The organism is Kribbella sp. NPDC051586 (assembly GCF_044453965.1).
Classification (GTDB): Bacteria; Actinomycetota; Actinomycetes; order Propionibacteriales; family Kribbellaceae; genus Kribbella.
Map to the genome: position 1 here is coordinate 505954 of NZ_JBITDF010000001.1, position 13334 is coordinate 519287.

12 protein-coding genes are annotated in these 13334 nt (G+C 67.8%); 6 read left to right on the top strand and 6 right to left on the bottom strand.

The genetic code is table 11. The features are described from left to right. Positions 1 to 26: 26 nt before the first annotated feature. A complete protein-coding gene (locus tag ACIA58_RS02540; RefSeq protein WP_396401818.1) occupies positions 27 to 1424 on the top strand; it encodes an ATP-binding protein in 1398 nt (465 codons plus the stop codon). Positions 1425 to 1523: 99 nt separating this feature from the next. Here the strand turns inward: ACIA58_RS02540 and ACIA58_RS02545 are convergent, their stop codons facing one another. The 5 genes from ACIA58_RS02545 to ACIA58_RS02565 are packed head-to-tail and all read right to left on the bottom strand — an operon-like array spanning position 1524 to position 6692. Continuing rightward, the gene (locus ACIA58_RS02545; RefSeq protein ID WP_396401819.1) at positions 1524 to 2438 is read right to left on the bottom strand and encodes a PmoA family protein; all 915 of its coding nucleotides are present in this window, start codon (positions 2436 to 2438) and stop codon (positions 1524 to 1526) included. Next, positions 2438 to 3538: a Gfo/Idh/MocA family protein gene (locus ACIA58_RS02550; protein ID WP_396401820.1), complete on the bottom strand. Its 1101-nt coding sequence runs from the start codon at positions 3536 to 3538 to the stop codon at positions 2438 to 2440. The genes ACIA58_RS02545 and ACIA58_RS02550 overlap by 1 nt, the downstream gene beginning before the upstream one ends. A 25-nt stretch (positions 3539 to 3563) precedes the next feature. Next, positions 3564 to 4874, bottom strand: coding sequence for an ABC transporter substrate-binding protein (locus tag ACIA58_RS02555; RefSeq protein WP_396401821.1), 1311 nt, complete (start codon positions 4872 to 4874; stop codon positions 3564 to 3566). A 20-nt stretch (positions 4875 to 4894) separates the two neighbouring features. Further along, complete coding sequence (locus ACIA58_RS02560) at positions 4895 to 5779, bottom strand: carbohydrate ABC transporter permease (RefSeq protein ID WP_396401822.1); 885 nt, start codon at positions 5777 to 5779, stop codon at positions 4895 to 4897. Continuing rightward, entirely contained in the window at positions 5769 to 6692 is a 924-nt protein-coding gene (locus tag ACIA58_RS02565; protein ID WP_396401823.1) for a carbohydrate ABC transporter permease, read from the bottom strand. Before ACIA58_RS02565 ends, ACIA58_RS02560 begins: the two co-directional genes overlap by 11 nt. Before the next feature lie 218 nt (positions 6693 to 6910). On the opposite strand from ACIA58_RS02565, the gene ACIA58_RS02570 reads away from it, so the two are divergent. The 3 genes from ACIA58_RS02570 to ACIA58_RS02580 all read left to right on the top strand — a co-directional run bounded on the left by ACIA58_RS02570 (position 6911) and on the right by ACIA58_RS02580 (position 11357). After that, positions 6911 to 8656 carry a hypothetical protein gene (locus ACIA58_RS02570; RefSeq protein WP_396401824.1) on the top strand — a complete coding sequence of 582 codons (1746 nt, stop codon included), beginning with the start codon at positions 6911 to 6913 and terminating at the stop codon, positions 8654 to 8656. Between the two features lie 61 nt (positions 8657 to 8717). Then, positions 8718 to 9761 (top strand): LacI family DNA-binding transcriptional regulator, encoded by a 1044-nt coding sequence (locus tag ACIA58_RS02575; protein WP_396401825.1) that lies wholly within the window; start codon positions 8718 to 8720, stop codon positions 9759 to 9761. After that, positions 9762 to 11357, top strand: a complete 1596-nt coding sequence (locus ACIA58_RS02580) for an FAD-dependent oxidoreductase (RefSeq protein WP_396401826.1) — start codon at positions 9762 to 9764, stop codon at positions 11355 to 11357. On the opposite strand, the gene ACIA58_RS02585 is transcribed toward ACIA58_RS02580, so the two are convergent. Next, on the bottom strand, positions 11354 to 11881 hold the full coding sequence (locus ACIA58_RS02585) for an SUKH-4 family immunity protein (RefSeq protein WP_396401827.1): 528 nt from the start codon (positions 11879 to 11881) through the stop codon (positions 11354 to 11356). The genes ACIA58_RS02580 and ACIA58_RS02585 overlap by 4 nt on opposite strands. 83 nt (positions 11882 to 11964) lie before the next feature. On the opposite strand from ACIA58_RS02585, the gene ACIA58_RS02590 reads away from it, so the two are divergent. Both ACIA58_RS02590 and ACIA58_RS02595 read left to right on the top strand, forming a co-directional pair. Further along, positions 11965 to 12489 carry a dihydrofolate reductase family protein gene (locus tag ACIA58_RS02590; protein WP_396401828.1) on the top strand — a complete coding sequence of 175 codons (525 nt, stop codon included), beginning with the start codon at positions 11965 to 11967 and terminating at the stop codon, positions 12487 to 12489. A 245-nt stretch (positions 12490 to 12734) separates the two neighbouring features. Next, complete coding sequence (locus ACIA58_RS02595; RefSeq protein WP_396401829.1) at positions 12735 to 13307, top strand: hypothetical protein; 573 nt, start codon at positions 12735 to 12737, stop codon at positions 13305 to 13307. The last annotated feature ends 27 nt before the right edge of the window (positions 13308 to 13334 follow it).

The following is a 13334-nucleotide window of genomic DNA, read 5'->3' on the forward strand; positions in this document are numbered from 1 at the left end:
GAGGGACGGCCGCACATGCTGGACGCATGAGGGTTGCGGCGCGGTCGTTGAGTGTGCGGGTCGCGGCGGCGATGGTGGTGCTGGTCGCGGTGGTGAGTCTCGTGATCAGCGCGCTGACGACCGCCGCGATCAGCTCGTACCTGACCAGCCAGCTGGACGGGAAGGTGGCCGCGGCGCAGGGCCGCGCGATCAACTCATGGAAGAACGGCGGCCCGCCGCCGGATGCGCCGCACGGGCAGGACGCCGGAACCGTGACGGCGTACATCCAGGGCTCCACCACGGCCGGCACTGTGATCACCGCCGAGGGCAAGCTCACCGAACTGTCCGACCAGGCGATGGGCGCCCTCGACCACCTGTCGGCCGGTGAGAGCAGTACGGTCGATCTCCCCGACCTCGGCGAGTATCGGGTGCACGCGGCCGGCGTCGACTCGGTCACCGTGATCGTCGGCCTCCCGACGAAGGACATCCAGAACACGATCAACAGCCTGATCGGCTGGGAGGTGCTCTTCGGCGGCATCGGCGTACTGACCGCGGGCGGTGTCGGCGTGTTCGTCGTACGGCGTCAGCTGCGGCCCCTGCGCCGGGTCGCGCAGACCGCTCGCGAGGTGGCCGGTCTGCCGCTCGACACCGGGGAGATCGGGGTGACCGCACGCGTACCGGATCAGCTGACCGACGAACGTACGGAGGTCGGCCAGGTGGCGGTCGCTCTCAACACGCTGCTCGGTCATATGGAGAACGCCCTCGACGCACGGCACCGCAGCGAGCAGCAGGTCCGGCAGTTCGTCGCCGATGCATCCCACGAGCTCCGTACGCCGCTCACCACGATCCACGGCTACGCGCAGCTCAGCCTCCGCCAACGCGATCCCGAGCTCTACGGGCACGCCATGGGAAAGGTCATGGTCGAGACCACCCGCATGGCGTCGTTGGTCGAGGACCTCCTGCTGCTCGCCCGCCTGGACGCCGGTCGCCCGCTCGACCGTCGCCCGGTGGATCTGTCCCGGCTCGCCCGCGACTCGGTCACCGATGCCCAGATCGTTGCCCCCAGCCACCATTGGGAACTGGCCCTGCCACCCGACCCGATCGTCGTCATCGGCGACGAGCAGCGCCTCCACCAGGTCGTCACCAACCTGCTCACCAACGCCCGCCGTCACACTCCGGCCGGCACCACGGTCACCGTCGCGGCCAAGCTCGCCGGCAACTCCGCCGTACTCACCATCCACGACGACGGCCCCGGCATCCCCGCGGACCTACTCCCGAACGTCTTCCAGCGCTTCACCCGAGCCGACACCGCCCGCACCAGCACCACCGGCGGCACCGGCCTCGGCCTCTCCCTGGCCCAATCCATCACCCACGCCCACCACGGCACCCTCACCCTCACCTCCACCCCAGGCAGCACCAACTTCACCTTGGCGCTGCCGAGCTGAAGGTGGGGATCGCCAGGCCATCACAATCATGGCTCGCCAGGCCCGCCAGGCGGTCGCGAAGGCCGACGGACCGATTGTGATGGCCTGGAGATCCGGCGCTCAGCTCGTGGACAGCGCCTTCGTCGCCTGTGCGGCGAGGCCGGACGCACGGTCGTCGTCGGAGAGGCCATCGGCTACCAGTACGGCGTAGCGGAGGTGGAGGGTGTCGCCGGCGGGGAAGGGGAGCTCCTCGGAGAAGAACGGGGCCGGGCAGACGGCGGCGAAGTCCTCCGAGCGGACGAACCATTCCGGTGGGTGGCGGACGTTGTCGGCGGCGTCGGCGACGATGATCGTCGACGCCGTGTCGGTCTCGTCCTGGCGGGCGGTGAAGCCCATCCACGGTGCGCGCTGACCACGCAGTTCGTCGCGGCCCTTGCCCTGCGGGGCGAGGATGGTGCCGTTGGTGAACGCGCGCGGGCCGCGCCAGAACAGGCCGCCGTACCCGGCGTTCGGGCGGCCGGCCGTGGTCGGGCTGCCGATCTGGATGTTCTCGCCGGACACGTTGGTCATCGCGGTCTCGTAGACCAGCACCCAGCCGTCGTCGGCGAGCCGGGTGGTGATCGTGCGCGTCTCGTCGACGATGTGCTTGCCGCCCTGCGTGTGCCAGGACAGGTGGTGCGCGAACCGGACCTCGTCGTCGGACACGTCCAGTGCGTCGACCCGGTCATGGTCCTGCGACCCGTTGTTGCCGAGCGGCTTGTACCCGTTCTCCTTCGTGTACGTCGGTCCGCCCCAGAAGTTGTCGTGCCCGAAGTGCGGCAACGACCACGACATGCCCTTGTGCCACAGGTGGTCCCACGGCCGGTACACGCTGACCAGATCGCCGGTCAGCGTCCGCATCGGGTGGAAGTACGGCCGCGGCGACTCGTACTGCGGATCGTCCGCGTTGTAGACATACGTGAACAGCTCGCCACCGCCCGCGGTGACCTGGATCGATTCGTTGACAGCGTGGTTGCAGCCGAGGTGCTGCGTCATCAGCTCTCCCGTTTCGCTTGGTCCGTCCATGGCGCCCCGAGCTCGCCGAACAGCGCCAGCTCGTCCGAGGCTCGGTCGATCCACTTCTCCACATCGAGAACGATCGGCCGGCGCTCAAGTCCTTCGCCTTCCCAGCGCACCAGCTCGTCCGGGATCTGCACCGGATCAGCCGCCGTCCGCACTGCCTCCACCACGCGCGTGAACCCACCGGTCGCGGCCAGCGGCACATACAGCGGTACGCCGGGGTCCGCACGGTGCGCGAGCAGGTTCTCCAACAGGTCCGCGCGCCCGTACTGCGTCTCCCCGATCCGGTCCGAGGCGTACCGCAGTACGGCGTCGCCCTCCGACCCGTGCACGATCACCGACGGCTCGAGGTGCTCGTCCGCGCACAGCGTCACCGCGATCAGGATCGTCGTACCGCGGGCAGTCACGACTCGAACCGTCGAGGTGTCGTCGGACTCGATCGGGTTCGCGCGGTACAGCTCGGTCTCGACCGACCGTACGTCGGCCACGCCGGTCGACCCGTCCAGCAGCAGCGCCGCCGCGGCCGCGTGCGCCAGCGGGTTCGTGATCGCACCGTCGACGACATCGACGCCGTCGAGCCGCCGCTTCCCGGCCCAGCGCGCCCGCCGGAAGTACTTCGCGGTCCGCACCCACTTGCCGACCGCGCTGATCCCGCGGATCTCACCGAGCTGCCCGGTGGCCATCAGCTCCGCGAGCTTGAGCGTCGCCTCGGAGGCCTGCGCCTGGAAGCCGACCTGACAGGCGCGCCCCGTCTCCGCAACCACGGCAGACAGTTCCTCGAACTCGGCCAGCGACGCCGTCGGCGGCTTCTCCAGCAGTACGTCGGCACCCGCGCGCATCGCGGCCGTGGCGAGTGGGACGTGGGTCTGGATCGGCGTACTGATGATCACCACGTCGACTTCGGTTGCCGCGAGCAACTCGTCGAGGCTGTCGAACGCCAGTACTCCTTCGGTGGGCCGCGGATCGGCGACCGCCACCAGTTCGGCCCGGCCGGCCGCCGCCAGCCGGGACACGTTGCGAACATGGGAGGCGCCGTGACCGTGGACTCCCGCCACGGCCACACGCGGCCCCGTCATCGGCAATCAGTTGCCATTAGCAACACTATTTGAGCTCCCCGTTGACCTCGTCCAGGAACGCCTTGGCAGCCGCGTCCGGCGCCTGCCGGCCGAACAGTACCTCGGTCGTGTAGCGCTGGATGATCTTCTCCACCTGACCGCCACCGACCGGCGGCGCCGGCGACGGGTCGCCGAGCTCCTTGCCGATGTCCTGGATGAACATCGCGGACGCCGCGTCGGCCGGCTTCAGCTTCGGCGTCACCGCGGTCCGGATCTCGGTGTTCGGCGGTACGCCGCGCTCGGCCAGCAGGACGTTGCCGGCGGCGGGGCTGTTCGCCAGGTAGTTGACGAAGTCCGAGGCCTCCTTCTGGTGCTTCGACCGCGCCGAGATCGACCAGAACATCGACCCCTTGTAGTACGAGCCGTTGTCGGCGGCCTTGCCGTCGGTGCTCGGGATCCGCAGCAGCTTCAGCTGCTGGCCGGACGCCTGGCTGAAGGCGAGCAGCTGGTTGCTCCAGATGAAGCTCATCGCGAGCTTTCCGGTCGCGAACGCGGACTGGTCGAGCGCCGCGTTCATGTCCTGCGAGACGGCCTCGGCCGACGGTATCGCCTTCTGGTCCCGCAGCTTCAGGATGTACTTGAAGAAGTCGGTGGTCTTCTCCGGCGAGACGCCGAGCTTGCCGTCCTTGGTCCACAGGGACTCGCCGTTCTGCCGGGCCCAGAGGTTCAGGCCGGCCTCGTTGCTGCCCAGCGTGCCGGTCCCGGTGATCTTTCCGCCGGTCTTGGTGGTGATCTCCGCGGCGATCCGCGCGAAGTCGTCCCACGTCCAGGTGGTGTCGTCCGGGATCGCTACGCCGGCGGTCTTGAAGGCGGCCGGGTTCACCACCACGGCGAACGAGTTGATGCCGGCGTTCAGCCCGTACAGCCCACCGTCGAACTCGCCCGCACTCAAGGTGTCCGGCTCGAACTTGCCGGTGTCCAGACCCTCGGCCTTCTTCAGGTCGAGCAGCGCGCCGCGGTCGGCGTACTCACGCAGGTACTTCTCGTCCATCTGGATGATGTCCGGGGCGTCGTTGGCCGCGACCGTGGTGGCGAGCTTGTCCCAGTAACCGGACCACTCGCCGAACTCGCCCTTGATCGTGACGTTCGGATGGTCCTTCTGGTACGCGTCGATCACCTGCTGGGTGAGCTTGGTCCGGGTGTCCGAGCCCCACCAGGTGAATCGGAGCGTGACCTTGCCGCCGGCATCGTCCGACGACCCGCCCGGACCGCCGGAGTCGCCGCCGCAGGCGCTTGCCGCCAGCAACGTGGTGGCCAGGGCCAGGGCCGTTGCCACGCGTGGGATGTGCAGCCTCATGATGTGCACCTTTCAGGGGGTTACTTGATGCCGGTGGTCGCGATGCCCTTGATCAGGAACCGCTGGCCGAACAGGAAGGCGAGGAAGACCGGGACGAGGGAGACGACCGACATCGCGAACATCGATCCCCAGGAGCTGCTGGAGGTCGAGTCGATGAAGCCCCGCAACGCGACCGGGACGGTGTACATGTGCGGGTCGGTCAGGTAGATCAGCTGGCTGAAGAAGTCGTTCCAGGTCCAGATGAACGTGAAGATCGTCGTGGTGGCGAGCGCCGGCACCATCAGCGGCAGGATCACCCGCAGGAAGATGCTGGCCCGGCCGCAGCCGTCGATCCGGGCGGCCTCGTCCAGCTCGCGCGGGATGCCGCGGATGAACTGCACCATCAAGAACACGAAGAACGCGTCGGTGGCCAGGAGTTTCGGCACGATCAGCGGGAGGAACGTGTTGATCCAGCCCAGATGCGAGAACAGGATGTACTGCGGCACGATCACCACGTGGATCGGCAGCATGATGCTCAGCAGCATGACCGCGAACCAGAACTTCTTGCCCACGAACTCCAGCCGCGCGAACGCGTACGCCGCCATCGAGCAGGACACCAGGTTGCCGAAGATCGCGCCGAGCACCACCACCGCCGAGTTGAGCAGGTAGCGGGTGAACGGCTCGGTCAGCGCGTTCCAGCCGACCCGGTAGTTCTCGATCCGCAGGTCCTTCACCAGGATGCCGGGATCGCGGAAGATCTCGTTGCCCGGCCGCAGTGAGCTGACCACCATCCAGATCACCGGGTAGAGCATCACCAGGGCCGACACCGCGAGGACGACGTGGATCACCACCGGCCGGACGCGGGCCCAGGTGACGACACCGGTGCGACCGGCGGTGACTGTCGTGCGGAGCGTTTCAGTCGTCATAGAACACCCAGTACTTCGAGGCGAAGAAGTTCGCCGCGGTGAAGACCCCGATGATCACGAGCAGGAACCACGCCATCGCCGACGCGTAGCCCATGTCGAAATTCCCGAAGCCCCGGTCGTAGAGGTACAGCGTGAAGAACATCGTCGAGTCCGACGGCCCGCCGCTGCCCCCGGAGACGACGAACGCCTGGGTGAACGACTGGAACGCGTGGATGATCTGCAGCACCAGGTTGAAGAAGATGATCGGCGTCAGCAGCGGAAGCGTGATGCTGAAGAACCGGCGCAGTACTCCGGCTCCGTCGACCGACGCCGCCTCGTAGTACATCGACGGGATCTGTCTGAGGCCGGCCAGGAAGATCACCATCGGCGAGCCGAACGTCCAGACGTTCAGTACGACGAGTGTGCCCAGCGCAGTACTCGGGTCGGAGATCCAGCCCTTGCCGTGGATGCCGACCACGTCGAGCACCTGGTTGAGCAGGCCGGTCGTGCCGAACACCTGCCGCCAGAGGATCGCGATCGCGACACTCGAGCCGAGCAGCGACGGCAGGTAGAAGACCGATCGGTAGAACGCCATCCCACGGACACCACGGTCGAGTACGACGGCCAGCAGCAGGGCGATCGCCAGCTGCAGCGGCACCGAGACGAACACGTACGTGAAAGTCACCCGGAGCGAGTTGTGCAGCCGCTCGTCGGACAGCATCCGGGTGAAGTTGTCCAGGCCGATCCACTTCGGAGCCTGGATCAGGTTGTAGTCCGTGAAGGACAGGTACAGCGAGGCCAGCATCGGCCCGATCGTGATGAGGAAAAGCCCCAGCAACCAGGGCGCGAGGAAGAGGTAGCCGGCCAGATTGTCCTTCTTCTGACCTGCCGTTTTCTTCCCCCGGAGGCTGCCTAGTTCGCCCAGCGCGCTCATGGTCACCTCTCTCGTCCATCCGCCGTCGGCCTCCGGCCCGACACGTCGGAAAGCGCTTGCCTTGGCCGGTCAAACTAGTACAAGAAACCGGTTCCCGCAAGGGTTCGTCGATGCGGGAGGGGCCCGGGATCCGGTCGATGTGCGAGCTATTGACAGGACAAAGTTCGGCGGCGACAGTTCTGAACATTTGGCAACCGCTTACCGCCCTGGAGACGCCGATGTTGCGACGTACCTTCCTCACCGGTTCGCTGACCACAGTTGCGCTCGGCGCACTGCATCCGACCGCGGCTCGTGCTGAGGTTGCAGCTGTGGACGAGGACTTCCTGACCCTGCTGACCAGCGCCAACCAGACCCAGATCCCGCTGGTGCTCGCGAACTACCAGAACGCCGGCGACAGCATCCGCACCGTCGCGCGAAAGGCCAGGCGGCTGATCTCCGGCTACGTGTGGGGCAGGTCGTCGTACCACCATGACGCCGCCCTGCTCGGGCCGCTGGGATGGCTGGTCGATCAGCTCGCGGCGCGGCAGCACGAGGACGGTCTGTACGACGTCGGGAACCTGCACTCGCCGCCGGACAGCTCGTTCGCGATCCAGGACGTGTGCATGCTCTACGCGCTGCTCGACGCGGACGACTCCGCCGAGACGTCGTCGTTTCGTTCGACGCTTGCCTCGGTGATTCGCAAGGCGGGACCTGCTCTTGCGGCCGGCGGCGTACACACGCCGAACCACCGGTGGGAGGTATCGGCGGCGCTCGCCCGGACGCACCATCTGTTCCCGGACCGGCGGTACGCGGCGCGGATCGACGACTGGCTCGACGAGGGCATCGACGCGACCCCGGACGGGATCTACAGCGAACGCAGCTCGACGTACGCCGCCGAGGTGACGAACCCGAGCCTGCTGACGATCGCCTGGCTGCGCGACAAGCCCGCGCTGGTGGATTACGTACGGCGGAACCTCGAGGCAACCCTGTTCTTCCTCGAGCCGAACGGCGAGGTGGACACGACCGCCTCCCGGCGCCAGGACCAGAAGGGCCTGCGCGAGGTCTGGTGGTACCTGACCCAGTTCCGCGAGCTCGCGCTGCACACCGGCGACGGCCGCTTCACGACTGTTGCCAAGAGCATCGAATCCCGCGGGACAGGCGAGCTCGGCGACTTCCTGGCCGACGTACTCGAGCGACCTGAGCTCGCGGCCTCCCTCCCCGCCGCCCGACCGGTGCCGACCGACTTCGTCGAACACTTCCCGTCGCAGGCGTCGGCGCGGGTACGTCGCGGCGCGCGGACCGCGACCGTGTTCGGCGGGACCGACTTCCACGACATTCCGGTGATCTCGTCGGGGTTGTCCACCAACCCGACATTCTTCAAGCTTCGCAACGGGGCGGCGATCCTGGACTCGGTCCGGCTTTCGCCGCAGTTCTTCAGCACCGGGCACTTCCGCAGCGACGGTCTGCAGGTGTCGGGGAAGACGTTCAAGCTGTCGTCGGAGGTGAAGGTCCCGTACCACCTGCCGCTTCCGAAGCGGTACCGTCGCGCGGACGGCCGGTATGCCCTCACCCCTGACGGGCGCTTCTACGCGTCGATGGACTTCGGCCATCGGCCTAAGCAGTACCGGGTCCTGCAGACGGAGATCGCTGTCGCGGAGGTTTCGGACGGCTTCGATCTCGTCTTCGACTTCGCCGGCGACGAGACGGCGTACGCGATCGAGCTCTGCTTCCGGCCCGGTGGGACGCTGGCCGGAGTCGAGGAGTTGGATGCCTCGGGCAACTACCAGCTCGTGGCCGGTACGGGCAGCTACACCGTCGGCTCGGACCGGATCGAGTTCGGACCCGGGACGGGCTCCGCCCGGGTGGCGATGGATCCGGGCGAGCGGTACACCTACCTCGGCGGCAGCCTCACGCCGGACGGTCTGCGGGTCTACCTCACCGGGCGTATTCCCGGGGGTCAGGTACTCAGGTTGCGAATGTCCTAGTAATTCGAATTATCACTGTCATTTTCTTGACGGCGGATCGTCGTCGGGCTACTGTCGGGCGATGCCACAGAAGGCGACCCGGCTGACCCAGCGCGACATCGCGCGGCTGGCGAACGTCAGCCAGACGACGGTCTCACTGGTGCTGAACAATCGCAGTGACGCGACCGCCCGGATCCCGGCCGAAACCCGGGACCGGGTGCTCAAGGTGATCCGGGAGACCGGGTACCAGGCGGATCCGCTGGCCCGGCGGATGCTCAAGCAGCGCAACCAGATCCTCGGCGTGTTCACGTACGAATCGGTCTTCCCGAGCGCGAGCGGGGACTTCTACCACCCGTTCCTGGCCGGCATCGAGGACTGCGCCGAGCGGCTCGGGTGGGACCTGCTGCTGTTCACCAGCGCGCCGGTCGCGGAAGGCCACCGCCGGATCTTCCACGAGAACAACCGCCTCCGCATCGCCGACGGCTGCCTGCTCCTCGGCCGGGACGTCCCGTCCGACGAGCTCGCCCGTCTGATCGCCGAGGACTACCCCTTCGTCTCCGTAGGCCGCCGCGACGACGCCGGCGCCCCTGTCCCCTACGTAGGCGCCGACTACACCACCGCCACCCGCCTCCTGGCCGAGCAGGCCCTCAGGCTCGGCCACCGCCACCTCGCCTACGTAGGCCCGGCAACAGGCCCCGGCCCCATCCCCGAGTCCTCAGCCGACCGCCTCCAAGGCTTCCACCAGGTCACCGGCCCCAAGTCCCTCGTCCTCCCGACCAGCAGCTCCGCGCCGTGGGTCGGGGAGGTGCTTGAGGTGCTGGTCGAGCGGCGGATTTCGGCTGTGTTCGTGGAGGAGCGGGCGGATGCCGTCGCCTTGTCGAGTGCGGCGACCGCGCGCGGGATCGACGTACCTGGGGATCTGTCGGTGGTCGCGCTTGGTGACTCGACTCGGCCGGTGGCGAGCGACGTGGACTTCAGCGGGTTTCACGTGCCGCGGCGGGCGATGGGGTTGCGGGCGGTCGAGCTGCTCGAGGCGATCCTGAGCGGCACCGCGACCTCGCAGCAGGTCCTGCTCCCGTGCGAACTGACCGAAGGAACCACTCTCACTCCACCCAAAGGTGTCTGAATGCATACAGAGGTACTTGTGGTCGGCGGCGGGCTCGGCGGCGTCGCGGCGGCGCTGGCTGCGCTGCGGGCCGGTCGCTCGGTCGTCCTGATCGAGGAGTTCGACTGGCTCGGCGGGCAGTTGACCAGCCAGGCCGTCCCGCCGGACGAGCACAGCTGGGTCGAGCAGTTCGGCGTCACTGCGTCGTACCGTGCACTCCGCGACGGCATCCGCGAGTACTACCGGCGCCATTACCCGCTGACCGCCGCCTCCCGCGCGACACCGCAGTTCAACCCGGGCGCCGGGTACGTCTCCAAGCTCTGCCACGAGCCGCGCGTCGCACTCGCAGTACTGGAAGCCATGCTCGCGCCGTACCGAGCGAGCCGCCGACTCCGCGTCCTGCAGCCGTACCGTCCGGTCGCCGCCGAGACCGACGGCGATCGCGTCACCGCGGTGACCGTGCAGCACCGCGAGTCCGACGAGCAGGTGACCGTCACAGCGACGTACATCCTCGACGCGACCGAGACCGGGGAGCTGCTGCCGCTCACCGGGACGGAGTACGTGACCGGCTTCGAGTCGCAGGCCGAGACCGGCGAGCCGAGCGCACCCGCGGAAGCGCAGCCGATGAACATGCAGGCGGTCTCGTACTGCTTCGCGGTCGATCACGTCGACGGCGACCAGGTCGGCGACAAGCCGGCCAACTACGCGTTCTGGCGCAACTACCAGCCCTCGTTCTGGGGCGACCGGCTGCTGTCCTGGACCGCGCCGAACCCGCGGACCCTGGAGACCTCGCGCCGTTCCTTCACGCCGAACCCGGATGACGATCCGCTCGCAGTGGTCGCCGACCAGCGGCTGACCGGCGGCGACACCAACCTGTGGACGTTCCGCCGGATCGCTGCGCGCAGGCACTTCGTCCCGGGCGCGTACGAGAGCGACATCTGCCTCGTGAACTGGCCGATGATCGACTACTTCGAGGGACCGGTCATCGACGTACCGGACGCTTCGAAGCATCTGGCCGCGGCGCGTGAGCTGTCGCAGTCCGTCTTCTACTGGCTGCAGACCGAGGCGCCTCGCCCTGACGGCGGCAGCGGCTTCCCCGGGCTGCGGTTGCGCGGGGATCTGCTCGGTTCCGCGGACGGGCTGGCGCAGGCGCCGTACATCCGGGAATCGCGGCGCATCAAGGCGGAGTACACCGTCGTCGAGCAGGACCTCTCGGTCGCGGTGCGCGGCGACCGGGGCGCGGTCGAGTACGACGACACCGTTGGCATCGGCATGTACCGCATCGACCTGCATCCGTCGACCGGCGGCGACAACTACATCGACGTCGCCAGCAGCCCGTTCCGGATCCCGCTCGGCGCGCTCATCCCACAGCGCGTCGAGAATCTCCTGCCTGCCAACAAGAATCTCGGCACGACCCACATCACCAACGGCTGCTACCGGCTCCACCCGGTCGAGTGGAACATCGGCGAATCCGCCGGCGCACTCGCTGCCTTCTGCCTCGATCGCAGTACGACGCCGCGCGCGGTCCGCAATACGCCGGCCCTGCTCGCGGAGTACCAGTCCCGTCTTGTCGCCGAAGGTGTTGAGCTGAGCTGGCCGGAGGTGTCCGGCTACTAGAGGCGCTCGACTGCGAGCGGCCACCAGCTGTCCGGCCGCGCGTACGCGTGGGGGTCGCGCGTGCAGAGGTACGCGACCAGCAGGTCCTTGTAGTCGGCCTGCTGGTCCGCGTTCGCGTCGCGACGGAAAGCCTTGAAGCGACCGATGCGGTAGAGGTAGTCGACGAACGAACCCAGCGAGTCGTTCACGGCCTCGACCTGGGGTACTTCGCCGTCGAGGTGCGCGAGCAGCACCTGGCCGTCGAGCGGGTTGAGGTAGTAGCGGAGCGCGGACTCGGGATGCGGCGCGCCCAACGTGACGAGGGTGACCTCGACACCGTCGACCTTGGCCTGCACTCCGTCGAACGCGCCTGGCTCGGCCGCCGCCTCGAGCACGAAGACACCAGCTACCCGATCCGGCAGGCCGACGTCGAAGAGTTCGTCGGCGACGATCCCGGCCGACGCGAACAGCTCCCGATCCTCGGCATCGAGGCAGGTGACGCTGTTCGCCCCGAACAGATCGACAAGCTGCTGCTGGTTCGCCATCGGTTCCCTTCCGGCCGTACTCGGACGGTCATCATCCCGCCGCCGCAGGTCACCGCTGAAGCCGCCGTGGGAAAATATCCGGTGTGAGCTTCCATGCCGCTGCCTTCATCGCCACCAGCCTCGACGGCTACATCGCCCGCGCCGACGGCTCCATCGACTGGCTCACAGACCGAGCCGAACACGCCGGCGAGACCGGGTACGCCGAGTTCATGTCCTCGATCGACACCGTCGTCCTCGGCCGCAACACCTACGAGCTCGCGCTGACGTACGACCTGTGGCCCTACGAAGGCAAACAGGTCGAGGTCCTCAGCCGGACCCTCGACCCGAACACCGACGACCGCATCCTCGTCCACCGCACCCTCGACGCCCTCGTCGAAACCCTCACCGACCGAGGCGCCCAACGCATCTACACCGACGGCGCCCGAACCATCCAGACCTTCCTGGCCGCCGGCCTCCTCAACGAACTCACCATCACCACAGCCCCCATCCTCCTGGGCACCGGCATCCCCCTCTTCGGCCCCCTGGACGCGGACGTAGCCCTGACCCACAACGCGACCCGAACCCTGAAATCCGGCTTCACCCAATCCGACTACACGATCCAGCACTAGCCGCAAGTACGTCGGCGCATGATGGAGAAATGGACGCTGACCGACCGGGCCGGAGTACCAGTCGCTCAGATCGGCGACGAGGTGTCCGTCGGAGGAGGTTTCGTCAACACGTCCCGCGCCGAAGTCACCGCCTGCACAGGCCAACACGCCGTCTTCGTAGCCTCCGACCTGACCCGCCTTTGACAAGCAACTCGTTTGCTCAGAATCCCTTGGAAATAAGGGGTTCTGAGGCTGGAGAACTGTCGGTGAGGGTGCCTGGAGTTGTCGGCATGGAGCTCCTCGGCGAACGACCCGTCCGGTCGATGAGCGACAGCGAGAAGCTGTCCGGCTACGCGACGGAGCTCGGCGCCGGAGACACCGCCCGTTTGCTGACCCTGCGGTACCGCACCGACGCCACCGAAGCCCGCCGCCAGGTCCGCCTCGCCACCCACCTCACGAAGTACGCCGCGACGACTACCGCCCTTCCCGACCCCAGCATGCCCTTCACCAACCCGGCTACCGCCTCCCCGCTCATCGATGCCAACTCCGATGCAGCTGACGGCGCGCAGGCCGCCGAGGAGATCGAGGACGCAACGCCTGCTGCGCCTGGGACCTGGCGGGTCAGCCCCGCTCAGGCTGCGGTGATCGTCTCCGTCCTGGACCAGGTCCCCGCGACCTTGCCAGCCGGAGACCTCGAGTTCGCCGAACAGCAACTGATCAACCTGGCCGCCACCCACACCCCCTCCGAACTCCGCCGCGTGCCATCCGCACCCAAGACGACCAGCGCAACACATCCCGCGCCGGTCGACCCGTGGACCGACAACGAACCTGCCGCCTGAGGACACGGGCTTGCTGCCGACAGCTGA

Excerpts from the sequence above, each read along its gene's own strand:
- ACIA58_RS02540 (WP_396401818.1), top strand. The coding sequence starts at position 27 with ATGAGGGTTGCGGCGCGGTCGTTGAGTGTGCGGGTCGCGGCGGCGATG.
- ACIA58_RS02545 (WP_396401819.1), bottom strand. The coding sequence starts at position 2,438 with ATGACGCAGCACCTCGGCTGCAACCACGCTGTCAACGAATCGATCCAG.
- ACIA58_RS02550 (WP_396401820.1), bottom strand. The coding sequence starts at position 3,538 with ATGACGGGGCCGCGTGTGGCCGTGGCGGGAGTCCACGGTCACGGCGCC.
- ACIA58_RS02555 (WP_396401821.1), bottom strand. The coding sequence starts at position 4,874 with ATGAGGCTGCACATCCCACGCGTGGCAACGGCCCTGGCCCTGGCCACC.
- ACIA58_RS02560 (WP_396401822.1), bottom strand. The coding sequence starts at position 5,779 with ATGACGACTGAAACGCTCCGCACGACAGTCACCGCCGGTCGCACCGGT.
- ACIA58_RS02565 (WP_396401823.1), bottom strand. The coding sequence starts at position 6,692 with ATGAGCGCGCTGGGCGAACTAGGCAGCCTCCGGGGGAAGAAAACGGCA.
- ACIA58_RS02570 (WP_396401824.1), top strand. The coding sequence starts at position 6,911 with ATGTTGCGACGTACCTTCCTCACCGGTTCGCTGACCACAGTTGCGCTC.
- ACIA58_RS02575 (WP_396401825.1), top strand. The coding sequence starts at position 8,718 with ATGCCACAGAAGGCGACCCGGCTGACCCAGCGCGACATCGCGCGGCTG.
- ACIA58_RS02580 (WP_396401826.1), top strand. The coding sequence starts at position 9,762 with ATGCATACAGAGGTACTTGTGGTCGGCGGCGGGCTCGGCGGCGTCGCG.
- ACIA58_RS02585 (WP_396401827.1), bottom strand. The coding sequence starts at position 11,881 with ATGGCGAACCAGCAGCAGCTTGTCGATCTGTTCGGGGCGAACAGCGTC.